A 23628-nucleotide genomic window follows, 5' to 3' on the forward strand; every position below is an offset into this window, starting at 1 on the left:
GAGAGGGGTAGGGGAGAGGGGCCTTTGCTTCCGTGTTCTCGCAAGTTTCAAAACAGTTTCGTGCGCCTGCCGGCGCCCGAGTTACTTTCTCTTTGCGTGCCCAAAGAGAAAGTAGCCAAAGAGAAACGGCACCCCGCGGTGGCGCTTTCCGTCCATCCATGGACGGAAAGTCCGTGAGGCGCGGCCGGGCTTTTCGGCCGGACTCCTGTCCGGTCGAAAAGGCATCGCCCTCCCTGGCGATGCCCGCTGCGCGGCCTTCTCGTCCCCGCCTTACCGCCGCCGAGGGGCCCCGGAAGAGCAGGCGCGCATCGTGCGCGCCAGAAGCAGAAGCAAGGCTAACGCGACGCTTCAGCCGCTACCCTGCCTCCGCTTCGCTCCGGCAGGGTAGGCTGGGAGCGTTCGTTAGCCGCGTAGTTGTTCATACGTGGCATATGCAATCCCGCGTGACAATGCTTGCCAGAAGTTGAGATCGGCTTGTGACACCTCGAAGTGCCGCATTGACCCCGACCGATTGCGCGAATCTTCCAAAACCCAACACTCCAAGCCTGTGAATGACTTGTTGTAACGCCAGTTGGCGTGAGAGAAAGCATTGCGGAAATCTCGGACGGCACCGCGCGAGAGGAAGGCTGACGCACGAGCGGCGACAGAGCCGGGGGCGGCACGTCTTGCCACGACCTCAAAGCACGCATCTTTCAGATAAACGAAGCAGATGTAGTTTTGAACCACAACGGACGCCCGAGTGATGGCTGGGTTGCTTCTTACTGACGTCGAGAAATCACTCCACGACTGAAAGGCAATCAATTCTTCGAAGCGCGCCGAGAGCGGTACGGGGGATGCAGCCCTAATCTCGCTCTTTGCTTCGACCGGAAGGAACCGGATGTCCGCAGCAACCATCGTGGCAACCTTGGCGGCTTCTTCTATCGTGAGCCCTACCTCATGGGTGAGGCGGTCCCGAAAAGCTGCAAGCTGTCGGTCAAGGTGCTGCATAGCGGTTAACGCGAAGTGGTCCCCGAATCCGGGATATGCGCGGCATCGTCCACACCACGTCGCATCCCGTCAAGCGACCGGTTCCCGCACAGTATCAATCACTTGGTGAGACGTATCCGAGTAAGTCCGTGTGCGGTTCTGCCTTGCATATCGCACTTTCCGAGCGGCTATGGGTTATCCACCCACAACCGTGGATATGCACGGCAACCGCTGGCGATGCCGCGCGCGTCGGCTTGTTGCCGACAGGGCGCGGGCCTACACGCTTTTCGTCCGATTCCTTGAGGTGAGCGCGATAGCCTCGACCGATATGGGAGGCGGGCATGTCGGGAGTTTTGCGCAAGCCATTCACAGCAACGCTGGCGGCGCCAGCGTTGCTGCTGGGCGTGCTGGCGGTGCAATGGTTGCCGACCCTGCCGCCGCGTTGGCTGTCGCTGACGTTGTTGCTGCCTGCGGCCGCGATGTTCTGGCGCCTTCCGCGCTGGCGTCTGCCGTTGTGTGTTTGCACCGGCGCGCTGTGGGCGATGGCTGCGGGTGCGGGAGCGATGGACTCCCGCTTGCCGCGCGATCTGGAAGGCCGCGACTTCGTGGTGACCGGGCGCATCGATGACCTGCCGCTGGAGCGCGAGGACGCCACCCGCTTCGCCTTCGCGATCGACACCGCCACGCTGGATGGCCAGCCGGTGCCTTTGCGTGGAAAGACGATGGTGTCGTGGTACGACGTGGCGCCGCCGTTGGCGCCCTGCGAACGCTGGCGCCTGCTGCTGCGGTTGAAGCGGCCGCGCGGCCTGCTCAACCCCGGTACTGCGGATGGCGAGCGCATGGCCTTGCAGCGCCGCATCGTGGCGACCGGCTATGTGCGCGAGGATGCGGGCAACGCCAAGCTGGATCGCGCGTGGTGCGTGGATGGCGTGCGCGCCACGATTTCGCGCGGGATCGCCGCGAGGGTGCGCGACTCGCACGATGCGGCCTTGCTGCAGGCGTTCTCGGTGGGCGACACACGCGGCCTGAGCCAGCACGACTGGGAAGTGGCGCGCGCGAACGGCATTCCGCACCTGATTGCGATCTCCGGTTTCCACGTGGGCGTGTCTGCGGTGTTCGGCGTGTGGCTGGCCAGCGCGCTGTATCTGCTGTGGCCGGGACTGGCGCTGCGCTGGCCGCGGGTGCAGGCGCAGGCCGCCGGCGCGCTGCTGGCGGCGGGTGTCTACAGCGCGCTGGCGGGTTTCGGCCTGCCCACCGTGCGCACCTTGCTGATGATCGCGGTGGTGGCGCTGGCGCGTTGCTCCCGACGCGGCGGCAGCGGCGCGCAATCGTTGGCGCTGGCCTTGATCGCCATCCTCGTCTTCGATCCCCTGGCGGTGCTGGCCGCGGGCTTCTGGTTGTCGTTCACCGGCGTGGGACTCTTGATGCTGTGCCTGCAGTCGCGCGGACGTGGCTTGCGCGCCTTCCTGCACGAGCTCACCGCGGGGCAGATCCTGATGACGGTGTCGCTGCTGCCGCTGACGATGTGGTTCTTCGGTGAGGCCTCGCTGGTGGGCGCCATGTCGAACCTGATCGCGGTGCCGTTCGTGAGTTTCGTGATCGTGCCCTGCGCGTTGCTGGGCATGCTGTGCCTGGGCCTGTGTCCGCCGTTGGCCACGCCGGTGCTGTGGCTGGCGGCGCAGCTCGCGCATGCGCAATGGTGGCTGCTGGAGCACATGGCGACCTGGCCGGGTGCGCACTGGTATCTGCCGCAGATGGCGCCATGGGCGCTGCTGCTGGCCACGCTGGGTGCGCTATGGCTGTTCCTGCCGCGCGGCGTGCCATTGCGCGCGCTGGGCCTGCTGCTGTTCCTGCCGCTGTTGTGGCCGCCGCTGCCGAAGCCGGCCACGGGAGCGTTCGAGGCCTGGGTGCTGGACGTGGGGCAGGGCTTGTCGGTGCTGCTGCGCACCCGCGAGCATGTGTTGCTGTACGACACCGGGGCGCGCTATCCCTCGGGCTTCGATCTCGGCGAGGCGGCGGTGTTGCCGGCGATTCACGCGCTGGGCATCACGCGGCTCGATGCCTTGATGGTGAGCCATGCGGACAACGATCACGCCGGTGGTGCCGCGGCGGTCGTTGCCGCGTTCCCGCAGGCGCGACGCTATGCGGGCGAGCCGGAGCGCATGCCGATGCCGATGACGCCGTGCGAAACCGGACAGGGCTGGACGTGGGACGGCGTGCGCTTTCGCGTGCTGGGTCCGGCGGCGGATGCTGGCGGCAAGGGCAACGACCGTTCCTGCGTGTTGCTGGTCGAGGGCACGGGCGGCCGGCTGCTGCTCACCGGCGACATCACGTCGAAAGTCGAGCCGGCCGTGGCGGCGGCGCTGGGCGATGGCCCGTCGCCGGTGCTGCTGGTGCCGCACCACGGCAGCAAGACCTCGTCCGACGCGGATTTCATCGATGCCGTGGATCCGCCCTTCGCCGTGGTCTCGGCGGGCTGGCGCAACCGCTTCGGGCATCCCAAGCCCGAAGTGATGGCGCGCTATGCGGAAGCGGGCGTGCCGGTGCTGAATACCGCCGACAGCGGGGCTATCAGCGTCGAATTTCCGGCCGAATCTCCGGCCCGCGTGAGCGGGCGCTGGCGATTGCGCGATCCGCGCTACTGGCGGGAAACACCCTGATCCGTCCGGCAACGTCCGTCACAGTGGCGGCCGGGCCGGCTGCTATGATGCGGGCTCTCCGTTTTGAACGCCCGGTGGGACGAACGTGCTCGATATCCTGATGGCTGGCGGTTGGGCGATGCTGCCCATCCTGGTGTGCTCGCTGGTGGCGCTGGCGATCGTGCTGGAGCGTTGCTGGACGCTGCGGCGCAAGGCCGTGCTGCCGCCCGGACTGGGTGAGGAAGTGCGCCAGTGGGCGCGCGCGGGCCAGCTCGACCCGAAGCACCTGGAGGCGCTGTCGAACGGTTCGCCGCTGGGCGAGCTGCTGGCCGCCGCGCTGGCGGTGCGCAGCCAGTCGCGCGACATCATCAAGGAGCGCATCGAGGACACCGGCCGCCACATTGTGCACGAGATGGAGCGATACCTCAGCACGCTGGGCACCATCGCCCTGATCGGCCCGCTGCTTGGCCTGTTCGGCACGGTGATCGGCCTGATCCGCATGTTCATGCAGGTGATGGCCGGCGGCATCGGCGATCCGGCGAAGATGGCCGGCGGCATCGGCGAGGCGCTGATCTGCACGGCGTCCGGCCTCACCGTGGCGATCCCTGCCTACGTGCTGCACCGGTATTTCCGTTCGCGCGTGGCCGGCTATTGCGTGCAGATGGAGAAGCAGGCCACCACGCTGCTGGACGAGCTCACCCTGAGTCCGCCGGTGACGGCGCGTCCGCGCCGGACATCGGCAACCGTCGCGCCGAACGCGGGTTGATTCCATGCGCATCGGCAACGACCGCCGCCAGGACGAGTTCGAGATCAACGTGGTGCCGTTGATCGACGTGCTGCTCACCCTGCTGATGTTCTTCGTGCTCACCAGCACCTTCATCCAGCACTCGCGCATGCAGGTCACCCTGCCGAACGCCAGCGTGCAGGACCGCGACATGAACGCGCCTGCACTCACCATCATGATCGACCGCGACGGCCACTACTGGGTGGGCAGCGACGCGGTGCCGGGCGAAGGCATCGATGCACTGAAGCAGGTGATAGCCCGCAACGCGAACGGCGACCACGACCGCCCGGTGACGATCCGCGCCGATGCGCTCAGCTCGCACCAGAGCGTGGTGACCGCGATGGACGCGCTGGGCCAGCTCGGCTTCACCCGCCTGTCGATCGCCACCACGCCGACCAAGCCGGGCGAGGCGCAATGAGCGGCGGCAGGACCGCGATCTGGGACGCGCATACCTGGGCCATCTACAAGCGGCTGCTGGGGTACAGCAAGCGGTACTGGGCGGTGGGCCTGGTCGCGCTGGTCGGCATGATCCTCGACGGCGGTGGCCTGGCGGCTTTCACCAAGCTGCTCAAGCCGATGATCGACAACCTGTTCGTGCAGAAGGATCCGTACCTGATCTTCTGGATGCCTATCTGGATCATCGGCATCTTCTTCCTGCGTTCCTGCGGCACCTTCGTCAGCAACTACGGCATGTCCTATATCGGTCGGCACGTGGTGCAGACGATGCAGCGCGACGTGTTCGCGTCCTACCTGCGCCTGCCGGCAGCGTATTTCGGCAGCGAACCGTCGGGCCAGCAGATCTCGCGCATCACCTACACCAGCGAGCAGGTGGCCTCGGCCTCCAGCGACGCGGCAAAGATCGGGGTGACCGACGGGCTCACCGTGATCTTCATGTTCTACGTGATGCTGAGCACCAGCGCCTACCTCACGCTTTCCCTGCTGGTGATGGTGCCGGCGATCGCGCTGATCGCCACCGTGGTGAGCCGACGCTATCGGCAGATCAGCCGCCGCATCCAGGGCACGATGGGGTCGGTCACCGGCACGGTGGAGGAAACGGTCGGCGCGAATCGCGAGGTGCGCATCTACGGCGGGCAGGCGCACGAGGCCGGCCGCTTCGACGAAGTGATCACGCACACGCGGCGGCTGAATCTCAAGATTGCGGCCACCAACGCGGCCTCCAGTTCCACCATCCAGTTGGTGGCAGCCTTCGCGCTGGCGGTATTGGTGTTCCTGGGCACCCGGCCACAAGTGCTGAACCAGATGTCGCCGGGCGTGTTCTTCGCCGTGCTCACCGCGATGGGCACCATGCTGCCGTCGTTGAAGCGGCTCACCAACGTGCAAGCCAACATCCAGCGCGGCATGTCGGCTGCGGAGGATCTGTTCGAGATCATCGACCTGCCGCCGGAGACCGACCGCGGTACCCGCGAATTGGGACGCACGAGCGGCGACCTGCGCTTCGAGGACGTGCGGCTCACCTATCCGCGCAACGAGTTCGAGGCGCTGCGCGGCGTGGACCTGCACTGCGCACCGGGTACGGTCACCGCTCTGGTGGGGCGTTCGGGCAGCGGCAAGAGCTCGCTGGTGAGTCTGTTGCCGCGCTTCAACGAACCCAGCGGCGGCCGCATCGTGCTGGACGGCGAGAACTACGAGGACTACACCTTGGCCTCGCTGCGCCGGCAGATCGCCTGGGTGGGGCAGAGCGTGGTGCTGTTCGACGACACCGTGGCGAACAACATCGCCTACGGCGAGCTGGCCGGCGCCAGCGAGGCGGACATCGTCGCCGCGGCCGAGGCGGCGAACGCGATGGAGTTCATCGCGCGCCTGCCCAAGGGCATCCACAGCCACATCGGCGAGAGCGGCAACATGCTGTCGGGCGGCCAGCGCCAGCGCATCGCGATCGCCCGCGCCATCCTCAAGAACGCGCCGATCCTGGTGCTGGACGAGGCCACCAGCGCGCTGGACACCGAATCCGAGCGCCTGATCCAGCAGGCGCTGCAGCAGCTGATGCGCCACCGCACCACCCTGGTGATCGCGCACCGCCTGTCCACCATCGAAGGCGCCGACCAGATCGCGGTGATGGAACAGGGTCGCATCGTGGAGCGTGGCAGCCACGCCGAACTGCTGGTGCTGGGCGGCCATTACGCCGCGCTGCACCGCATGCAGTTCCATGATGCCAGCCTCGGTAGCGACTGAGGCCGGCGTGGCGCTCGCCAACGAACTCACCGAGGTCTGGTACGGCAAGCGCCGCAGCCCATGGTGGACGTGGCCGCTCGCCGGGCTGTACGGCGCGCTCACCGCGCTCCGTCGCGGGCTGTACCGCATCGGCCTGCTGCGCCGGATGCGCCTGCCGGTGCCGGTGATCGTGATCGGCAACCTCACCGCAGGCGGCACCGGCAAGACGCCGCTGACCATCGCGCTGGCGGAAGCCTTGCGTGCACGCGGCCTGCGTCCCGGCGTGGTCAGCCGCGGCCACGGCGGCAGCCAGCGCGAGCCGATGCTGCTGGGCGCAGCGCCCGATCCCGTCGACGTGGGCGACGAGCCCTGCCTGATCCGCGCCAGTGGCGTGCCGGTGGCGGTGGGGCGCGACCGTCCCGCCGCGGCGCAACTGCTGGTGGCGGTGGGCTGCGACGTGGTGATCGCCGACGACGGCCTGCAGCACTACCGCCTCGCCCGCGACGTGGAGATCTGCGTGGTCGACGGCGTGCGCCGCTTCGGCAACGGTCGCCTGCTGCCGGCCGGCCCACTGCGCGAACCGCTACGGCGGTTGTCGCGCGTGGACTTGCGCGTCTGCAATGGCGGCGAGGCGCACGCCGGCGAATATCCCATGCAGCTTGTTGGTGGCGAGGCGGTGTCGCTGGATGGTGCGCGCACACAGCCGCTGACGAGTTTTGCGGGGCAGCGCGTGCACGCGGTGGCCGCGATCGGCAATCCCGCGCGTTTCTTCGCCGGCTTGCGCGCGGCGGGCATTGCGGTGATCGAGCATGCGTTTGCCGACCACCATGCCTTCGCCGCTGCCGACCTCGCCTTCGGCGATGCGCTGCCGGTCTTGATGACCGACAAGGATGCGGTGAAGTGCCGTGCCTTTGCGCAGCTGCACTGGTGGCGCGTGCCGGTACGCGCAGAGTTGCCGGCGGCGTTCTTCGAGGCTGTCGTGGCGAGGCTGACTATGCGTGCGTAGGAGCGCACCCCCGGATCAAGTCCGGGGCAGGCTCTGTGCGCGAATGCATTTTGCTTCGATCAACGCCAGGGCGATCGCACACAGGGTGCACTCCTACAGGGGCTCGCCACCGATCCAGGCCTGCCGCACGAGCGGCCCGCCAATCCAGTAGCACAGCTCGGCAGGCTGCTTCGCATGCCACGCCACTAGGTCCGCGCGTTGGCCCACGGCCAGCGTGCCGCGATCAGTGAGGCCCAGCGCGCGCGTCGCGTGGACGGTGATGCCGCGCAGCGCTTCCTCGGGTGTCAACCGGAACAGCGTGCAGGCCATGTTCGCGGCCAGCCGCAGCGAGAGCAGGGGCGAGGTGCCGGGGTTGCAGTCGGTGGCGATCGCGATCGGCACGCCGTGTTCGCGCAGCGCGGCGACTGGCGGAAGGTGCGTTTCGCGCAGCGCGTAGAACGCGCCGGGCAGCAGCACGGCTACGGTGCCGGCCTCGGCCATCGAAGCGATGCCGGCGTTGCCCAGATGTTCCAGGTGATCGGCGGAGAGGCCGTGGAAGCCGGCCACCAGCGCGGCGCCGCCCTGGTCGCTGAGCTGCTCGGCGTGCAGCTTCACCGGCAGGCCGAGCTGCGTGGCCCGCTCGAACAGGCGGCGCGTCTCGGCGGGCGTGAAGGCGATGCGCTCGCAGAACGCATCCACGGCATCGACCAGCCCTTCGCCGGCCAGTGTGGGCAGCATCGTGTCGCAGACCAGGGCCACGTAGTCGTCGCGGCGATCCTTGTATTCGGGCGGCAGCGCGTGCAGGCCGAGGAAACTGGTGCGCACGGTGATGCCGAGTTCCGAACCGATGCGCCGCGCCACGCGCAGCATGCGGCGTTCCGTTTCCAGTTCCAGCCCGTAGCCGGACTTGATCTCCAGCGTGGTGACGCCGTCGGCGAGCAGGGCGCGGGCGCGCGGCAGCGACTGCGCGAACAGCGCGTCCTCGTCGGCCGCGCGGGTGGCGCGCACGCTGGCGGCGATGCCGCCGCCGGCGCGGGCGATCTCTTCGTAGCTGGCGCCGTTGAGGCGCAGGTCGAACTCGTGCGCGCGGTTGCCGCCGAAGACCAGGTGGGTATGGCAGTCGACCAGGCCGGGGGTGACCAGCGCACCATCGAGATCCTCGACATGGCGTGCCTGCGCGGTGGCGGGCAGGGCTGTCGTCGGGCCGATCCAGGCGATGCGACCGTCGGCGCAGGCGAGGGCCGCATCGGTCAGCAGGCCGCAAGGCGTTGCATCGGCAAAGGTCGCCAGCGTGGCGTGCGTCAGCAACAGATCCCAGGGTGGCTCGGTCATTTCCCGGATCGCTCTTCCGTCTCCGCGTCCACGGAGGGCGTGGCGCGCTCGTCGAAGGCGGTGGTGTCGCCGGCATGCGTGGCCGCCTCGGCTTCCATGCGTGCCCGTTCGGTGGCGGCCATGTGTGCGGCCTGCTGATGCTCGAAGTCCTGCACCATGCGCTCGGCGAAATCCTTGTATACCGGCGTCGGGCTGAAGATCGACGCGGCGGCGCGCGCCAGCAGGCAAGCAGCCATGATCGGGATCACCATGTCCTGGTTGTCGGTCAGTTCCATGGAAATCACCGCCGAGGTCAGCGGTGCGCCGGTGACGCCGGACAGATAGGCGCTCATGCCCAGCAGCACCACGGCGGAGGCCGGCGCGTTCGGCAGGAAATACGCAATGTTGTGGCCCAGGCCGGCACCCACCGCCAGCGCAGGCGAGAAGATGCCACCCGGGATGCCGGCCCAGTACGACACCACGTTGGCCGCCAGTTTGGCGATGCCGAAGCTTTCGCCCGGCGTGACTGCCGCTTCCTGCACGAAGGCGCGTGCCTGGTCGTAACCGGTGCCATAGACAGTCCCGTGCGAGAGCACGCCGATGACCGCCAGCGCAAGCCCGCAACCGCAGGCGAAAAGTATCGGCGCGTGCGCCCGCAGACGGCCGATGTAGGCCAGTGGTCCATGCCGGCTGAGCAGGATGAACCGGGCGAACAGGCCGCCCAGCAGGCCGCAGATGACGCCGGTCAGCAGCACCGCCAGCCACGCGTGGCCCAGCGGCAGGTTCGCCTGCACTTCACCGAAATACGAGTAGTTGCCCATGATGCCCAGCGATACCACGCCGCCCACGAACACGGCGGTGAGCAGCAGGCCGCTGAAGCGATGCTCGAAGGTGCCGGCCAGCTCCTCGATCGCGAAGATCACGCCGGCCAGCGGAGTGTTGAATGCCGCCGCGATACCGGCGGCGCCGCCGGCCAGGATGAAGCGCGAGGCGGCCTTGGGGTCGGTGAAGCCGAAGCGCCGGCCCAGTGAATAGAACAGGCCTGCGCCGACATGCACGGTGGGCCCCTCGCGGCCGATGGATGCACCCACCATCAAGGCGATCAGAGTGAATGCCATCTTGGCCACTGCGATCGGCAGCGCCAGCATGCGTTGGCGGAAGCTCTCGTCCTCGATGTGCAAGGTGCCGATCACCTGCGGAATGCCGCTGCCCCGGGTGGCCCGCAGGCGGCCTTCGGTGGCCCACGCCAGCAGTCCGAAAACGATGGGCGTGATGATCAGCGGTATCCAGGTGCCGTAGCCGAGAATGATCTGGAACAGGTGATACGACCAGTTGCTGGTCTTGGTGAACACGATCGCCGCCAGCGCCACCAGGATGGCGCCCGCCCACAGGGCGATGCGGCGCTTCCACTGCTGTGGAGCGAAAAACTCGTGCCCGAGCAGGGCCTGCAGTCGCGAATTTGGGGCTTGGGAAGCGGAGGGCTGGGGTTCGGGCATTCATGAAGTATCGCAGAGTTTGCGCTGGCGATTCAGCGCGGTTTCGGCAGCCAACGCATCTCGTAGAGGTCGAAGCGGCGGTCCTTGATGTTCTGCACCGCGCCGGCGTTGCGCGCGCGGGCCAGGCTTTCCAGGCTGAGGTCGGCGAACAGCACTGTCTCGCTGTTCGGGGTGGAGTCGGCGGCGATGCCGTCGCGCGCGAACGGGAAGTCGCTGGGCGTGAGGATGCAGCTCTGGCCGTACTGGATGTCGAAGTTGTTGACGCCGGGCAGGTTGCCCACGTTGCCGGAAAGCACCACGTAGCACTGGTTCTCCACCGCACGTGCCTGCGCGCAGTAGCGCACGCGCAGGTAGCCCTCGCGCACGTCGGTGCAGAACGGCACGAACAGGATCAGCGCGCCCTGGTCCACCAGGTGCCGCGCCACCTCGGGGAACTCGCTGTCGTAGCAGATCATCACGCCAACCGGGCCGCAGTCGGTTTGCACCGTGGCCGCGCTCTCACCGCCGGTGATCTTCCAGGTGATGCGCTCGCTGGGCGTCGGGTGCAGCTTCTCGCGTTCGTGGATGGAACCGTCGCGCAGGCACACGTAGCACACGTTGTGGATGTCGCCGTTGGCCTGCTCGGTGGGGTGGGTGCCGGCGATGATGTTGATGTTGTAGTGCACCGCCAGCCGGCCGAACAGCTCCTTCACCTGCGGCGTGTACTGGCTGAGCTTGCGGATCGTGTCGGTGGCCGGCAGTTCGGTGTTCTCGATCGACAGCAGCTGCAGCGTGATCAGCTCGGGGAACACCACGAAGTCCGCGTTGTAGTCGGCGGCGATGTCGGTGAAGTACTCGACCTGGGTGGCGAATTCCTCGAACGAGGCGATGCGCCGCTGCAGGTATTGCACGCTGGCCACGCGCACCTTGTCCGGCAGCTGGCGCGGCGAGGGAATCGAGGGGATGTCGGGCTGGTCGAGCAGCAGCGGGTTGCGCCAGACCAGGTGCACCGCCCAGCCCAGCGATTCGTGGTCCGAGGGCACGTAATCGCGCAGCAGGCCGATGATCTCGAAGTCGTTCGCGAGCTGGAAGTTCAGCGTGAGGTCGCGGCGCCGGCCTTCCAGCACCGCCTGCACGTAGGCCTCGGCGCTTCCATAGCGCTGCAGGTTGCGCGCCAGCCCCGGGATGCGGCCGCCGAACACGATGCCGCGCAGCTTGAGATCCATGCACAGACGCTTGCGCGCCTGGTACAGGCGCTGGCCGATGCGCATGCGGCGGTAATCCGGATGCACCACCACTTCCATGCCGTACAGCCAGTCGCCGTCCGGCTTGTGGCGCGAGGCCATGCCGCCGCCGGTGATCTGCATCCAGGTATGCGACGCCAGCGCGATGGCCTCGTCGGTGCGGAAGGTGGCGCAGTAACCCACCACCTTTCCTTCGTACTCCACCACGAACTGGCCTTGCGGAAAGTGCGTCTGCTGGGAGCGCAGCATTTCCGCCGAATGGCCCCACTCGGGCGTGTAGACGCGTGCGGTGAGCTCGACCAGCGCCGGCACGTCGGCCGGCGTGGCCAGGCGCAGGCGCAGCTTCGGGATGCGTTCGCCGGTTTTCTTCGCCATCCGTGCATGCTGCGATGGTGGCGGTGAAGCGGATGCGAGCGTGCCGGCTACAATGCGCGGCATGAACAGGCATACAGGCATGCGCACGCGTCGCTCGCTGCAGGTGAATCGATGAACGGCTGGAAGGGACGAATCGACCTGCCGGAAGGCCCCGCCACCCGGCGTTGGCACCAGTGGGTGCGCGAGCCCGTGGCCGGCGTCGCGCCCGGCGTGGCGATGCTGGGTTTCGCCAGCGACGAAGGCGTGCGCCGCAACGGTGGCCGGGTGGGCGCGGCCGAAGGCCCCGCCGAGTTGCGCGCGATGCTGTCCAACCTGCCGCTGCTGGACGACACGCCGCTGTACGACGCGGGCACCGTGGACGTGGTCGACGGCGATCTCGAAGGCGCGCAGCAACGCTATGCCGAGAAGCTCGCCGCGCTGCTGGACGCCGGTCATCTGCCGGTGGGCCTGGGTGGCGGACACGAGATCGCGTTCGCCACGTATCAAGGCCTGGCCTTGCACCTGGGCAAGCGTCGGCCGCGCGTGGCCATCGTCAACATCGACGCGCATTTCGACCTGCGCCGGCAGGATCGCGGCAGCTCCGGCACGCCGTTCCTGCAGGCGATCGAGCACGCAGCCGCGCTGGGCCTGCCGCTGGATTACTGCGTCTACGGCATCAGCGCCTCGGCGAACACGCGCGTGCTGTTCGATACCGCCGACGCGCTGGGCGTGCACTACGTGCGCGACGACGAGCTGGGCCTGCTCGATCTGCCAGCGCGCGTCGCCGAGCTGCAGGCGAAGCTGGCGAACGTCGACGTGATCTACCAGACCATCTGCCTCGATGCGCTGCCCCACGCGATGGCGCCCGGCGTCAGCGCGCCCAGCGCGCGCGGCGTACCACTGGAGGTGGTGGAGCCCTTGCTCGACGCGATCGCCGCCACCGGCAAGCTGAAGGTGCTGGACGTGGCCGAACTGTCGCCGCCGCATGACCGCGACCACGTCACCGCCCGCGTCGCCGCGCGGCTGATCCACCGCGTCACGCACGCCGCTGGACGCACCGCAAGAACCTGAGTCTGCCGCGGGTCAGGCAGATGAGGGCCGGCTGAATTCCGCGCGGAAAGCGCCGCGATGACCGTCATCGCGACGTGGGACTGGGCGTTTCCAGCAGCACATCCCCCGTGAGGAGTGCGCCATGCGTCGTTTCCTGTCCACCTGCCTGATCGCCGCCGCCTTGATCGGCGGCAGCTGCGCGCTCACCGGATGCGTGGTGGTGGCGCCGCGTCCCGTCCATGTGTGGGTGCCGGGCTACTGGGGCGGAGGCCACGTCTGGGTCGGTGGCCACTGGCGTTATCGCTGAGCCGGTCGTTGCGTGCGGCCGGGGCGTGGTGCGGCTTGCGCCACCTCGGCCGCCTGCCGGCGCTCGCGCAGGAAGTCGATGAACACGCGCAGCTTCGACGGCACCTGGAAGCGGCTGGGGTAGTAGAGGTGGAAGCCGTCGTAGGGCGGCAGCCAGTCGCCCAGCACGCTTTCCAGCCGGCCGTCGGCCAGCGCCACGCGCGCGAACGGTTCCAGCACGGTGGCCAGCCCCGCGCCTTCGATCGCGGCGCGCACCGCCAGCGGAATGCTGTTGACGGTGAGCCGGCCGTTCACCGCGATCTCGAACCACTGGCCCTTGCGCGGGCCGCTCTTGTGCGCGAACTCCCAACGGTAGATCGCGCGGCTGCTGATCTGGCGGAAGTTGACGCAGTCGTGCGCGTCCAGTTCGCGCGGCTGCTGCGGCCGGCCGTGGCGCGCGAAGTAGTCGGGTGAGCCCACCACCACCGAGCGCATCGGTCCGCCCACCGGCACCGCCACCATGTCGCGCTGCAGGCGTTCGCCGAGGCGGATGCCGGCGTCGAAGCCTTCGGCGATCAAGTCGCTGAGGCCGTTGTCGACGTGGATGTCCAGCTTCACGTCGGGCCAGCGCGCCATGAATTCGCCCAGCAGCGGATCGAGCAGCGCGATCGCCACCACGTCCGGTACGGTAAGGCGCAGCAGGCCGGCGGGGCGATCGCCATGCTGGCGCAGCGCATCCATCGCCGCGTCCAGCTCGTTCAGCGCGGGCGCGATCCGCTGCAGCAATTCCTGGCCCGCCTCGCTCAGGCCCACGCGCCGCGTGGTGCGATGGAGCAGGCGCGTGCCGAGCTGGGTTTCCAGCTGGCGCAGGGTCTGGCTCAGCGCCGAGGCGGTGACGTCCAGCGCCGCCGCGGCGCGGGTGAAGCTGCCGTGCTCGGCGATCGCGCGGAAGGCGCGCAGGGCGTAGTCGTCGCGCATGGAAACCTCGCTGGATGCCGTCATCCCGGCGATGGCCGAGATCCAGTGCCTTGGATTGATTAGCTGTGCTTGAAAGCACATCAAGATGCTGGCGGTTTTTCGTGGCAATCGCAAGGCGCAGACTGCGCCTCGTCCACCACCACGGGAGTTCGCCATGTCGCTCGATTCGTACTACACCCTCGGCCGCTCCGGCCTGCGCGTCAGCCGCCTTTCGCTCGGCACCATGACCTTCGGCGACGACTGGGGCTGGGGCGCGGCGGAAGACACGGCCCGCGCGATGTTCGACCGCTACCTCGCCGCCGGCGGAAACTTCATCGACACCGCGGACCTGTACACCGAAGGCACCAGCGAGACGATGCTGGGCAAGTTCGTCGAGCAGGCGGGTGCACGCGATCGCGTGGTGCTCGCCACCAAGTTCAGCTACAACGCGCAGCCGGGCAATCCGAATGCCGGCGGCAACGGCCGCAAGAACATCCTGCGCGCGGTGGAGGGCTCGCTGCGTCGCTTGCGCACCGACTACATCGACCTGTACCTGCTGCACACCTGGGACCGCATCACCCCGGCGGAGGAAGTGGTACGCACGCTGGACGACCTCGTGCGCGCCGGCAAGATCCGCTACGCCGGCTTGTCCGACGTGCCGGCGTGGTATGCGGCACGGGCGCAGACCTTCGCCGAGGCGCATGCGCTCACCCCGCTGGTGAACCTGCAGCTGGAATACTCGCTGGCCGAGCGCCACATCGAGCACGAATTCGTGCCGCTGGCGACCGAGCTGGGCATCGGCATCACCGCCTGGAGCCCGCTGGCGATGGGCCTGCTGTCGGGCAAGTACAAGGCTGGCGAAGCGGGCAGCAACGGTGACGGGCGACTGATCAAGGTGGCCGGCGCACCGGGCTTCGACCGCTTCACCGAACGCAATTGGAAGATCGTCGCCGCGCTCGAGGCGGTGGCGAAGCAGGCCGGCAAGCCGATGGCGCAGGTCGCGTTGAACTGGGTCGCCACGCAGCCGGGTATCGCCTCGGTGATCGTCGGCGCAACCAAGCTGGAGCAACTGGAGGCGAACCTCGCCGCGCTGGACTTCGAGCTGCCGGCGGAATTGCGTGCACGGCTCGACGCGGCCAGCGCACCGGAGCGTCCGTTCCCGTACTACATGTTCGCCGATGCCCAGCAGACGCGTCTGCACGGTGGCGTGGCGGTGGGCGACAAGCCGGCCGGTTATGCCCCGCCGGTCCATGTACCCGCAGTGCCGCCACCCAATGTGAAGGCCGCGCGTTGATCCTTCCCTCCGGCCGTCGGCAGTGGTCGCCGGTTGCGTATGCCATCAAGGAATAGCCATGAACGTTTCCACACACCTGGTCGATGTTGAAGGTGCCCGTCTGCACGTCGAGGAATCCGGCAGCGGCGACACCATCGCCATGCTGCACGGGTTCCTGGTCGACAGCGGCCAGTGGGACGCGGAGTTCGCCGCGTTGTCGCGCGACCATCGCGTGCTTCGCCACGACGCGCGCGGCTTCGGCCGCTCGACCATCGAGCCGGGCGTGGCCTACGCCCACCATGAGGATTTCGCCGCGGTGCTCGATGCCTGCGGCGTGCAACGCACCGCACTGCTGGCCTGCTCCGGCGGCGCTGCCATCGCGCTGGATTTCGCGCTGGCGCATCCCGAGCGGGTCAGTGCGATGGTCTTCGTGGGCGCCGGCTACTGGGGCCAGTTCGCGAACGGTACGCCGGCCGCGCGCGCCTTCATGCAGGCCTTGGGCAGCTATGACGTGCCGGGCCTGATCGACAGCTCGCTGCGTGCCTTCACCGACGGCCCGCGGCGCCGACCCGAAGACGTGGATGCCATGGTGCGCCGGCGCACCCGCGAGATGACGGCGCACAACTTCCGGCGCGAGCCGAACTACTGGCGGCATGCCGCGCACGACCAGCACGAGCCGCAGCCTTCGGCGCTCGAACGTCTGCACGAGATCGCCGCGCCGACCCTGCTGATCGTCGGCAGCGAGGACCAGCCCGAGGCGATCGCGCTGTCCGAGCGCATGGCCGCCGGCATCACCGGCGCGCGCCTGCTGCTGGTGCAGGGTGCCGGCCATCACGCCAACATGGAAGCGCCGGACGTGGTGCTGGCGGAGGTTCGCCGCTGGCTGGCGCGGCATGCGGAGCGCAAAGTGACTGCGGCAGGCGCGTCAAGCGCTGCCTGAGTCTCGCACGGCACAAAAAAGCCGCGCCGGCGATAGCCGGCGCGGCTGCCTGCTGCGCAGCGGGAGGAGGTGCTGCGCAGCGGGTTCTTACTGGCCGCTCGACGATCCGCTGGCCGGATGTTGGGCCTTGAACTGCTGCCACTGCTGCCTGCGGGCCTGCTGCTGCGCTTTCATCGAGGCCATCTGCGACTGCTGCGCCGGGGTCAGCACGTTGTAGACCTGTGCGCGGACGTTGGCCATCTGCTGCACGCGAGCGGTGGTGGCGGCGCCTTCGGCCTGGGCCAGCGAAGCGGCGGCGGCCTGGTAGCCGGGGTCGGTCGGGTTCATCGCCTCGAACGCCTGCCGCTGCTGGCGCAGCGCCTGCCGCTGGCCTTTGTTCTGCTCGAAGTTGCTCTGCATGATCTGCTTGATGCTGGCTTTCTGGGCGTCGCTCAGGTTGAGCTTGCCGAGCGCCATCATGCCGTGGTGGCCGCCGTGGTGGCCCCAGCCGCCGTGGTCGGGGGCGCCTTGCGCCGCGACCGCGAAGCTGCCGATGGCCAGCGCCGAGCTGAGGGCCAGACCGAGAATGAGGTTCTTGCGCATGGTTGTCGCCTCTTGTCGTGGGGGGAGTGGAACGTGTGGCTATTGGACGACATCCGCATGTGTATGTTCTTTGCGGGAGCGTAAAGATGGGTAAAGTGCCTGGGCGGCCATGCTGCCGTTTCGCTTGAATGGGCCACCGAACCCGTGAGCTGCCATGCCCCGTATCCTGATTGCCGACGACGATCGCGCACTGTGCAGCCTGCTGGCCGAGTACCTGCAGCGCGAAGGCTTCGACGTGGACCTTGCCCACGACGGCGAGGCGGCACTGGCGCGGTTGCACCATGCGGCGCAGCGGCCCGACCTGCTGATCCTCGACGTGATGATGCCGGGCCGTGACGGCCTGGAGACGTTGCGCGAACTGCGCATGAAGTACCGCCTGCCGGTGATCATGCTGTCCGCGCGCGGCGAGCCGGTGGACCGGGTGGTGGGGCTGGAGCTGGGCGCGGACGACTATCTCGCCAAGCCCTGCCTGCCGCGCGAACTGCTGGCGCGCATCCGCGCGCAGCTGCGGCGCAACGCTCCGGTCGCCACTGCCGCCGATCTGCAGCTCGGCGTGCTGCGGCTGCTGCCCGGCGAGCGCCGCGCCCTGGTCGGCGAGCAGGAGCTGGCGCTCACCGGCGCCGAATTCCAGCTGCTGCTGGCGCTGGCGCAGCATGCCGGCGAGCTGGTGGACAAGGCCACGCTCACCCGTCTCGCGCTGGGCCGCGAACTGGAGCGTTACGACCGCAGCATCGACGTGCACGTGAGCCGACTGCGCCACAAGCTGGCCGAGGCCTCGGCGCAGGCGCCGCGCATCGACGCGGTGCGCGGCGCCGGCTACGTGCTGGTGGCGGGCGCGCCATGAACCCGTTCAAGAGCTCGCTGTACTGGCGGCTGCTGCTGTGGTTCTGCGCGGTGAACCTGCTGGTGCTGGTGCTGGGCGGCTTCCTCACCCGGCGCTTCATCGAGTACCGCACCGAGGTGGAGATCGACTGGAGCGCACTGGCGCAGTCGGCCGACCAGGCCTGGCAGCAGGGCGGCGCGCCGGAGCTCGCAGCCTGGTCCGCGCGGCAGCGCCACGAGGGCATCGAGGCCACGCTGTTCCAGGACGGCCAGCCGCTGGTGCCGATCCGCCTGCCGCCGTCGGTCTGGCGCGCACTGCCGGGCATGCTGGCGGCTGACCGCGTCCTGGTGCTGCGGCCGTGGCGGGGGCTGTACGCCTATGTGGCGGTGCAGCCGGTCAGCGGCGCCGACGGCCAGTTGCGCCAGCTGGTGGCGATGAGCCGCTCGCACACGCGGCTGCGTCCGCAGACGCGCGAGCAGATCCTGTTCGGCGTGCAGCTCGCGTTGTCGCTGCTGTTCATCGGCCTGGTCGGTTGGTGGGTGGCGCGCAGCGTGGCGAAGCCGGTGCAGGCGCTGCGCGCGGCGGCGCGGCGCATGGCCGCCGGCGAGCTGTCGGCGCGGGTGGATCATCCCGGCGGCGCCACGCGCGACGAGCTGTCCCAGCTCGCCGGCGATTTCGACGCCATGGCCGAGCGCATCGAGGCGCTGGTCACGCACGATCGCCGCGTGCTGCAGGATCTCTCGCACGAGTTGCGCTCGCCGCTGGCGCGCCTGCAGCTGATCCTGGATCTGGCCCAGCGCGGCGACGACCCCGCGGCGGCGGAGCGATACTTCCGGCAGGCCGAGCAGGAGATCGAGCGACTCGACCGCATGACCGGCGACATGCTGGCGCTCTCGCGCATGGAAGGCGGCCTGCCGGGCATGGAGCGCGAGCGCCTGGACTTCGCCGGGCTCGCCCGCGACGGCCTGCAACAGGCGGTGCTGGAAGCGGACGCGCGCAACATCCGCTTGCACTGGTCGCCGGTCGACGGGCCGGTCGAAGCGATCGGCAGCTCGGTGCTGCTGGAGCGTGCGCTCGGCAACCTGATCGCCAACGCGATCAAGTACAGCCCCGAAGGCGGTCGCGTGGAGCTGGCGGTGCGCGCCATCGATGGGCAGGCCGAATGCCTGGTGCGCGACCACGGCCCCGGCGTGCCCGAGGCCGAGCTGGATTCGTTGTTCCGGCCGTTCTTTCGCGGCAGCAACGCTGCACGTGCCGACGGCCACGGCTTGGGCCTGGCCATCGCGCAACGCGTGGCGAAGGCGCACGGCGGCGAGATCCTCGCCCGCAACGCCGAGGGCGGTGGGCTGGAAGTCGCGTTGCGCCTGCCGCTGGCGTCCGCTTGAAAAGTGCGGCCAAGGATGGCCGCCCGTTTGATTCTCGCGATCAGGGATGATCGCGTGAGCACCACTCGAGCCGCTACGCAAACCCCGCGCGATTTGCCACACTCGCGCTTTGCCACCGACCCGGCGATGCGCCGCAACGCTCTCGCAGCCGTGGGACTGGCGCTGTGCGCGGCGCTGTTCTTCACGATGACCTACGTGCTCAACCGCAGCCTGGTGACCGGCGGCGGGCATTGGGCGTGGGCAGTGATCCTGCGCTACCTCATCACCTTGCCGCTGCTGGCGCTGGCGTTGCCGTGGCGCGGCGGGCTGGGTGAGTTGCCGCGCGAACTGCGTGCGCATCCGCGCGCGTGGCTGACCTGGAGCAGCGTGGGTTTCGTGCTGTTCGGCGTGCCGCTGACCTGGGCCGCGGGCAGCGGGCCGGCATGGCTGGTGGCGGGCAGCTTCCAGACCACGGTGTTGGCCGGGCCGCTGCTGGCGCCGCTGATCTACCGCGATGCGCGGCGACGGCTGGCCTGGCCCACGCTGGCGATCGGCGCGCTGATCGTGGTCGGCGTGTTCGCGCTGCAATGGGGGCACGCCCATGGCCGTCTGAGCGAGAGCGACTGGCTCGCGGCAGGCGCGGTGGTGCTGGCCGCGTTCGCCTACCCGCTGGGCAACCGCATGCTGCTGCTGCACCTGGAAACCAGCGTGCAGCGGGTGAACGCGCTGCAGCGCGTGTTCGGCATGACGCTGTGCAGCTGGCCGCTGTGGCTGCTGTTCGCCGTGGTCGCCCTGTGCACCGTTGGGCTGCCGAGCTGGCGCGAAGTGCTGCTCGCCGGTGGCGTGGCGCTGTCCTCGGGCGTGATCGCCACCGTGCTGTTCTTCGCCGCCACCGACCGCGTGCGCACGCAACCCACCGCACTGGCCGCGGTGGAGGCCATGCAGGCGGCCGAGCTGCTGTTCACCACGGCGCTGGGCGCGGCCCTGCTCGGCGAGGCGTGGCCGCACGGTTGGGCGGCGCTGGGTGCGCTGGCGATCGTGGTCGGCATCGCGCTGTTCGGCTGGGTCAGCGGCCGCGACGCAGCCGGTGACGAGGCGGCCACGCGTGCGCTGCGAAGCGATCGCAGTGCCTGATAGCTTCAAATGATTGCGTATTGAATCGTTTTCTTGCGAAAAACTGACCAACGGGTTACATATCCGGTTCCGATCATCCGTCAGGGGCCGCCATGCGCCATCCACGAACCCTTCGCCCACGAGCCCTCGGCTTGCTCGCCAGCGCACTGCTCGCCGGCAGCACCGGCGCCGCCCTGGCGCAGCCGCAGACGCTGGCCGACGGCGTGCAGTTGCGCTGGAACGCCGACCAGTTAGGTAACCACCGTTATACCGTCGCGGTGGCCAAACCCGCAGACGCGGTACAGGTGACGATTCCCTGGCATCGCCGCGACCGCCATCCGGAGAACGTGGCGACCATCGTGGTGGGCCCGGACGGCCAAGTGGTGGCCAACGTGCTGCGCGAGCGCATCGACCAGGTCTCCGGAAGCCTGGTGTTCGAGGCGAAGCAGGCCGGTACCTACGCGATCTACTACCAGCCCTATGTCAGCAACGGCCGCTCGAACTACCCCACGGTGACGTACCGCGCGCCGACCGACACCGCCGACGCCGCCTGGGTGAAGAAGAACGGCCTGGCCGATCCGCACCGCGTGGTGCAGCTGCCGCAGGCGCGCGTGCTGGGCTATCAGGCGGTGGACGCGTTCGACGCCTATACCGACATGGAACGCGTCGCCGCACCGGCCGAACTGCAGCGCCTGCTGACGGCGAACCCGGACCAGCCCTGGCTGCTGTTCCCGGAGACGCGCGAACACCCGATCCGCATGTTCGACCAGATTCCCGAGCGCTGGGCCGAGCGTGGCGCGGGCGGCACGCTGGCGGATCACGCGCCACGCGGCGAATACCTGAGCTTCCAGGTCGGCCTGTGGGCCGCGCGTGCCGCGGCACAGGACGTGCGCGTGGGCTTCAGTGAATTGCACGGCCCGGACGGCGCGACGATCCCCGCCACCCGGCTCACCTGCTTCAACCTCGGCGGCATCGACTACATCGGCAAGCCGTTCACCAATCGCCTCGACGTGGCGCAAGGCCGCGTGCAGCCGTTGTGGATGGGGCTGGACATTTCCGCCGACGCGAAGCCCGGCACTTACCGCGGCACGCTGACGATCACGGCCGACGGCGCACCGCCGCGCGAGGTGCCGCTGGCGATCACCGTTGACGCGGGCGAGGCCGTGGCGCACGGCGACGACGAGCCGTCCAGGCTCACGCGCCTGCGCTGGCTCAACTCCACGCTGGCGCAGAACAACGACCTGGTGAAGCCGTTCACCGCGGTGACGGTGCAGGGAGACAAGCTCGGCATCCTCGGCCGCACGGTCACGCTGGCGCCCAGCGGCCTGCCGGCGCAGATCGACAGCTTCTTCGACGAGCGCATGACCGGCTACGCGAAGACGCCGCGCGCACTGCTCGCCGCGCCGATACGCCTCGTGGTGCAGGACGCCGCCGGCACGCATGCGCTGGGCGCATCGGGCACGCCGAACGTGCAGGTCGACGGCCCCGGCAAGGTGCACTGGCAGGTGGCGGGGCAGGCCGGTCCGCTGAAGGGTGAGGTGAGCGCCAGCCTGGAGATGGACGGCACGCTCAGCTACACGATCGCGCTCACCGCCAAGCAGGCGGTGAAGCTAGCCGACATCCGGCTGGAAATCCCGCTGGCGAATGACGTGGCGCAGTACGAGCTGGGCCTGGGTCGCACCGGTGCGGCCGCGCCGGACAGCTACGCGTGGAAGTGGAACGTCGAGAACAACCAGGACGGCGCCTGGATCGGCGCGGTGAACGCGGGCCTGGAATTCCACCTGCGCGACGAGCATTACCAACGGCCGCTCAACACGAACTTCTACCACCAGCAGCCGCTGGTGATGCCGACCTCGTGGGACAACGCGGGCGCCGGTGGCATCATGCTGAAGCGCGAAGGCGCGCGCTATCTGGTCAAGGCTTTCAGCGGCGCGCGCACGATGGCGGCGGGGCAGACGCTGCACTACGACCTCGTGCTGCGCGTCACGCCGTTCAAGACGATCAAGCCGGCGGAGCACTTCGCCAATCGCTACTTCCACAAGTACGCCGACCTCGATCTGATCAAGGCCGACGGCGCGAACGTGGTGAACATCCACCACGGCACGCCGATCAATCCGTGGATCAACTATCCCTTCCTCACGCCCGATGCGATGAAGGCCTACGTCGACCAGGCGCACGCGCTGGGCATGCGGGTGAAGATCTACGACACCGTGCGCGAACTGTCCGACCGCGCGCCCGAGCTGCCGATGCTGGAAAGCCTCACCGGTTGCCGCATCGGCACGGACGGCAAGGCCGCGCCGGGGCCGTGCAGCGAGGTGATCAGCCGCGGCAAGGGCGGTGGCTTCTCCTGGCTGCAGGAGCACCTGGACGGCGACTACATCGCCGCCTGGCACGTGCCGGAGAACCGCGACGCGGCGGTGATCGACGCGGGACAAAGCCGCTGGCACAACTACTACATCGAGGGGCTGGACTGGCTGGCGCGCAACATCGGCATCGACGGCCTGTACCTCGACGACGTGGCCTACGATCGCACCACCATGAAGCGCGTGCGCAAGGTGCTGGACGCGCATCGCCCGCACGCGCTGATCGACCTGCATTCGGCCAGCCAGTACAACCCGCGCGACGGCTACATCAACAGCGCGCTGCTCTACATGGGCTTGTTCCCGTACATCGACCGGCTGTGGTTCGGCGAGGAGTTCGACTACGAGCACACCTCGCCCGCGTACTGGCTCACCGAGATGTCCGGCATCCCCTATGGCCTGATGGGCGAGATGCTGCAGAACGACGGCAACCCGTGGCGCGGCATGCTGTTCGGCATGACCAGCCGGCTGGGCTGGTCCAAGGGCAGCGACCCGCGCCCGCTGTGGCAGCTGTGGGACGCGTTCGGCATCGAGCAGGCCGACATGGTCGGCTGGTGGGTGCGCGACACGCCGGTGAAGACCGACCACAAGGACGTGCTCGCCACCAGCTACGTGCGCAAGGGCGACAAGACCCTGGTCGCGCTGGCCTCGTGGGCGCCGGGCACCGTGCAGGTGAAACTCGCAATCGACTGGAAGGCGCTGGGCTTGGATCCGAAGCACGTCCGCCTGGTGGCGACCGCGGTGCAGAATTTCCAGCCGGCCGCCACGTTCCAGCCCGGCGACGCGATCCCGGTGGAGCCGGGCAAGGGCTGGCTGCTGGAGCTTGAGTCGACGCACTGAGTGTCGACCCTGTGCGAGCCGCGAAAGCCTGTGACGACCGGCACAGGCTTTCGCGGATGCCGAAGCGTACACAGCATCCTCCCCCGACGCGTTGCCGCGCCGGTTTGCGCT

The 23628-nt window shown here is 68.7% G+C and carries 19 protein-coding genes; 13 read left to right on the forward strand and 6 right to left on the reverse strand.

The features are described from left to right. Positions 1–402: 402 nt before the first annotated feature. On the reverse strand, positions 403–987 hold the full coding sequence (locus B0E52_RS18400) for a hypothetical protein (protein WP_139351678.1): 585 nt from the start codon (positions 985–987) through the stop codon (positions 403–405). A gap of 320 nt (positions 988–1307) precedes the next feature. On the opposite strand from B0E52_RS18400, the gene B0E52_RS12845 reads away from it, so the two are divergent. The 5 genes from B0E52_RS12845 to lpxK all read left to right on the forward strand — a co-directional run bounded on the left by B0E52_RS12845 (position 1308) and on the right by lpxK (position 7567). Next, positions 1308–3626 (forward strand): DNA internalization-related competence protein ComEC/Rec2, encoded by a 2319-nt coding sequence (locus tag B0E52_RS12845; protein ID WP_077484336.1) that lies wholly within the window; start codon positions 1308–1310, stop codon positions 3624–3626. Positions 3627–3711: 85 nt separating this feature from the next. Then, positions 3712–4371, forward strand: coding sequence for a MotA/TolQ/ExbB proton channel family protein (locus B0E52_RS12850; protein ID WP_254426797.1), 660 nt, complete (start codon positions 3712–3714; stop codon positions 4369–4371). 4 nt (positions 4372–4375) lie between these two features. Beyond that, a complete protein-coding gene (locus B0E52_RS12855) occupies positions 4376–4807 on the forward strand; it encodes a biopolymer transporter ExbD (RefSeq protein WP_077484338.1) in 432 nt (143 codons plus the stop codon). Next, positions 4804–6582: a lipid A export permease/ATP-binding protein MsbA gene (gene msbA / locus B0E52_RS12860; RefSeq protein WP_077484340.1), complete on the forward strand. Its 1779-nt coding sequence runs from the start codon at positions 4804–4806 to the stop codon at positions 6580–6582. Before B0E52_RS12855 ends, msbA begins: the two co-directional genes overlap by 4 nt. Positions 6583–6589: 7 nt before the next feature. After that, positions 6590–7567 carry a tetraacyldisaccharide 4'-kinase gene (gene lpxK, locus B0E52_RS12865; protein WP_077484342.1) on the forward strand — a complete coding sequence of 326 codons (978 nt, stop codon included), beginning with the start codon at positions 6590–6592 and terminating at the stop codon, positions 7565–7567. A gap of 93 nt (positions 7568–7660) precedes the next feature. On the opposite strand, the gene hutI is transcribed toward lpxK, so the two are convergent. The 3 genes from hutI to B0E52_RS12880 are packed head-to-tail and all read right to left on the reverse strand — an operon-like array spanning position 7661 to position 11951. Next, positions 7661–8878, reverse strand: a complete 1218-nt coding sequence (gene hutI, locus B0E52_RS12870) for an imidazolonepropionase (RefSeq protein ID WP_077484343.1) — start codon at positions 8876–8878, stop codon at positions 7661–7663. Beyond that, on the reverse strand, positions 8875–10353 hold the full coding sequence (locus B0E52_RS12875) for a chloride channel protein (protein ID WP_077484345.1): 1479 nt from the start codon (positions 10351–10353) through the stop codon (positions 8875–8877). Before B0E52_RS12875 ends, hutI begins: the two co-directional genes overlap by 4 nt. A 32-nt stretch (positions 10354–10385) precedes the next feature. Then, on the reverse strand, positions 10386–11951 hold the full coding sequence (locus tag B0E52_RS12880) for a bifunctional GNAT family N-acetyltransferase/carbon-nitrogen hydrolase family protein (protein ID WP_077484347.1): 1566 nt from the start codon (positions 11949–11951) through the stop codon (positions 10386–10388). A gap of 111 nt (positions 11952–12062) precedes the next feature. Between B0E52_RS12880 and hutG the strand changes: the two genes are divergently transcribed. Next, a complete protein-coding gene (gene hutG / locus B0E52_RS12885) occupies positions 12063–13001 on the forward strand; it encodes a formimidoylglutamase (protein WP_077484348.1) in 939 nt (312 codons plus the stop codon). Positions 13002–13122: 121 nt separating this feature from the next. Next, the gene (locus B0E52_RS12890) at positions 13123–13287 is read left to right on the forward strand and encodes a YXWGXW repeat-containing protein (protein ID WP_077484350.1); all 165 of its coding nucleotides are present in this window, start codon (positions 13123–13125) and stop codon (positions 13285–13287) included. On the opposite strand, the gene B0E52_RS12895 is transcribed toward B0E52_RS12890, so the two are convergent. Beyond that, positions 13278–14243, reverse strand: coding sequence for a LysR family transcriptional regulator (locus tag B0E52_RS12895; RefSeq protein WP_077484351.1), 966 nt, complete (start codon positions 14241–14243; stop codon positions 13278–13280). The genes B0E52_RS12890 and B0E52_RS12895 overlap by 10 nt on opposite strands. A 154-nt stretch (positions 14244–14397) precedes the next feature. Between B0E52_RS12895 and B0E52_RS12900 the strand changes: the two genes are divergently transcribed. Together B0E52_RS12900 and B0E52_RS12905 are read left to right on the forward strand one after the other, a co-directional pair. Further along, positions 14398–15516, forward strand: coding sequence for an aldo/keto reductase (locus B0E52_RS12900; RefSeq protein ID WP_077484353.1), 1119 nt, complete (start codon positions 14398–14400; stop codon positions 15514–15516). 58 nt (positions 15517–15574) lie between these two features. Beyond that, positions 15575–16435: an alpha/beta hydrolase gene (locus B0E52_RS12905; RefSeq protein ID WP_077484355.1), complete on the forward strand. Its 861-nt coding sequence runs from the start codon at positions 15575–15577 to the stop codon at positions 16433–16435. Between the two features lie 87 nt (positions 16436–16522). Here the strand turns inward: B0E52_RS12905 and B0E52_RS12910 are convergent, their stop codons facing one another. After that, positions 16523–17017, reverse strand: a complete 495-nt coding sequence (locus tag B0E52_RS12910; protein WP_077484357.1) for a Spy/CpxP family protein refolding chaperone — start codon at positions 17015–17017, stop codon at positions 16523–16525. A gap of 154 nt (positions 17018–17171) precedes the next feature. On the opposite strand from B0E52_RS12910, the gene B0E52_RS12915 reads away from it, so the two are divergent. From B0E52_RS12915 to B0E52_RS12930, 4 genes are all read left to right on the forward strand, one after another. Then, positions 17172–17861, forward strand: coding sequence for a response regulator transcription factor (locus B0E52_RS12915; protein ID WP_077484359.1), 690 nt, complete (start codon positions 17172–17174; stop codon positions 17859–17861). Beyond that, positions 17858–19225, forward strand: a complete 1368-nt coding sequence (locus B0E52_RS12920; protein WP_077484361.1) for a HAMP domain-containing sensor histidine kinase — start codon at positions 17858–17860, stop codon at positions 19223–19225. The genes B0E52_RS12915 and B0E52_RS12920 overlap by 4 nt, the downstream gene beginning before the upstream one ends. A 126-nt stretch (positions 19226–19351) precedes the next feature. Further along, positions 19352–20338 carry a multidrug resistance efflux transporter family protein gene (locus B0E52_RS12925; RefSeq protein WP_077484363.1) on the forward strand — a complete coding sequence of 329 codons (987 nt, stop codon included), beginning with the start codon at positions 19352–19354 and terminating at the stop codon, positions 20336–20338. 131 nt (positions 20339–20469) lie between these two features. Further along, positions 20470–23517 carry a glycoside hydrolase domain-containing protein gene (locus B0E52_RS12930; protein WP_077484365.1) on the forward strand — a complete coding sequence of 1016 codons (3048 nt, stop codon included), beginning with the start codon at positions 20470–20472 and terminating at the stop codon, positions 23515–23517. Positions 23518–23628: the final 111 nt, after the last annotated feature.

The sequence above is a fragment of the Rhodanobacter sp. C06 genome (genome assembly GCF_002001105.1).
Taxonomy (GTDB): Bacteria; Pseudomonadota; Gammaproteobacteria; order Xanthomonadales; family Rhodanobacteraceae; genus Rhodanobacter_A.

What these genes read in the sequence shown, in the direction of transcription:
- B0E52_RS18400 (WP_139351678.1), bottom strand. Translation starts at nt 987, where the DNA reads ATGCAGCACCTTGACCGACAGCTTGCAGCTTTTCGGGACCGCCTCACC.
- B0E52_RS12845 (WP_077484336.1), top strand. Translation starts at nt 1,308, where the DNA reads ATGTCGGGAGTTTTGCGCAAGCCATTCACAGCAACGCTGGCGGCGCCA.
- B0E52_RS12855 (WP_077484338.1), top strand. Translation starts at nt 4,376, where the DNA reads ATGCGCATCGGCAACGACCGCCGCCAGGACGAGTTCGAGATCAACGTG.
- msbA (WP_077484340.1), top strand. Translation starts at nt 4,804, where the DNA reads ATGAGCGGCGGCAGGACCGCGATCTGGGACGCGCATACCTGGGCCATC.
- hutI (WP_077484343.1), bottom strand. Translation starts at nt 8,878, where the DNA reads ATGACCGAGCCACCCTGGGATCTGTTGCTGACGCACGCCACGCTGGCG.
- B0E52_RS12875 (WP_077484345.1), bottom strand. Translation starts at nt 10,353, where the DNA reads ATGCCCGAACCCCAGCCCTCCGCTTCCCAAGCCCCAAATTCGCGACTG.
- B0E52_RS12880 (WP_077484347.1), bottom strand. Translation starts at nt 11,951, where the DNA reads ATGGCGAAGAAAACCGGCGAACGCATCCCGAAGCTGCGCCTGCGCCTG.
- hutG (WP_077484348.1), top strand. Translation starts at nt 12,063, where the DNA reads ATGAACGGCTGGAAGGGACGAATCGACCTGCCGGAAGGCCCCGCCACC.
- B0E52_RS12890 (WP_077484350.1), top strand. Translation starts at nt 13,123, where the DNA reads ATGCGTCGTTTCCTGTCCACCTGCCTGATCGCCGCCGCCTTGATCGGC.
- B0E52_RS12895 (WP_077484351.1), bottom strand. Translation starts at nt 14,243, where the DNA reads ATGCGCGACGACTACGCCCTGCGCGCCTTCCGCGCGATCGCCGAGCAC.
- B0E52_RS12900 (WP_077484353.1), top strand. Translation starts at nt 14,398, where the DNA reads ATGTCGCTCGATTCGTACTACACCCTCGGCCGCTCCGGCCTGCGCGTC.
- B0E52_RS12905 (WP_077484355.1), top strand. Translation starts at nt 15,575, where the DNA reads ATGAACGTTTCCACACACCTGGTCGATGTTGAAGGTGCCCGTCTGCAC.
- B0E52_RS12910 (WP_077484357.1), bottom strand. Translation starts at nt 17,017, where the DNA reads ATGCGCAAGAACCTCATTCTCGGTCTGGCCCTCAGCTCGGCGCTGGCC.
- B0E52_RS12915 (WP_077484359.1), top strand. Translation starts at nt 17,172, where the DNA reads ATGCCCCGTATCCTGATTGCCGACGACGATCGCGCACTGTGCAGCCTG.
- B0E52_RS12920 (WP_077484361.1), top strand. Translation starts at nt 17,858, where the DNA reads ATGAACCCGTTCAAGAGCTCGCTGTACTGGCGGCTGCTGCTGTGGTTC.
- B0E52_RS12925 (WP_077484363.1), top strand. Translation starts at nt 19,352, where the DNA reads ATGCGCCGCAACGCTCTCGCAGCCGTGGGACTGGCGCTGTGCGCGGCG.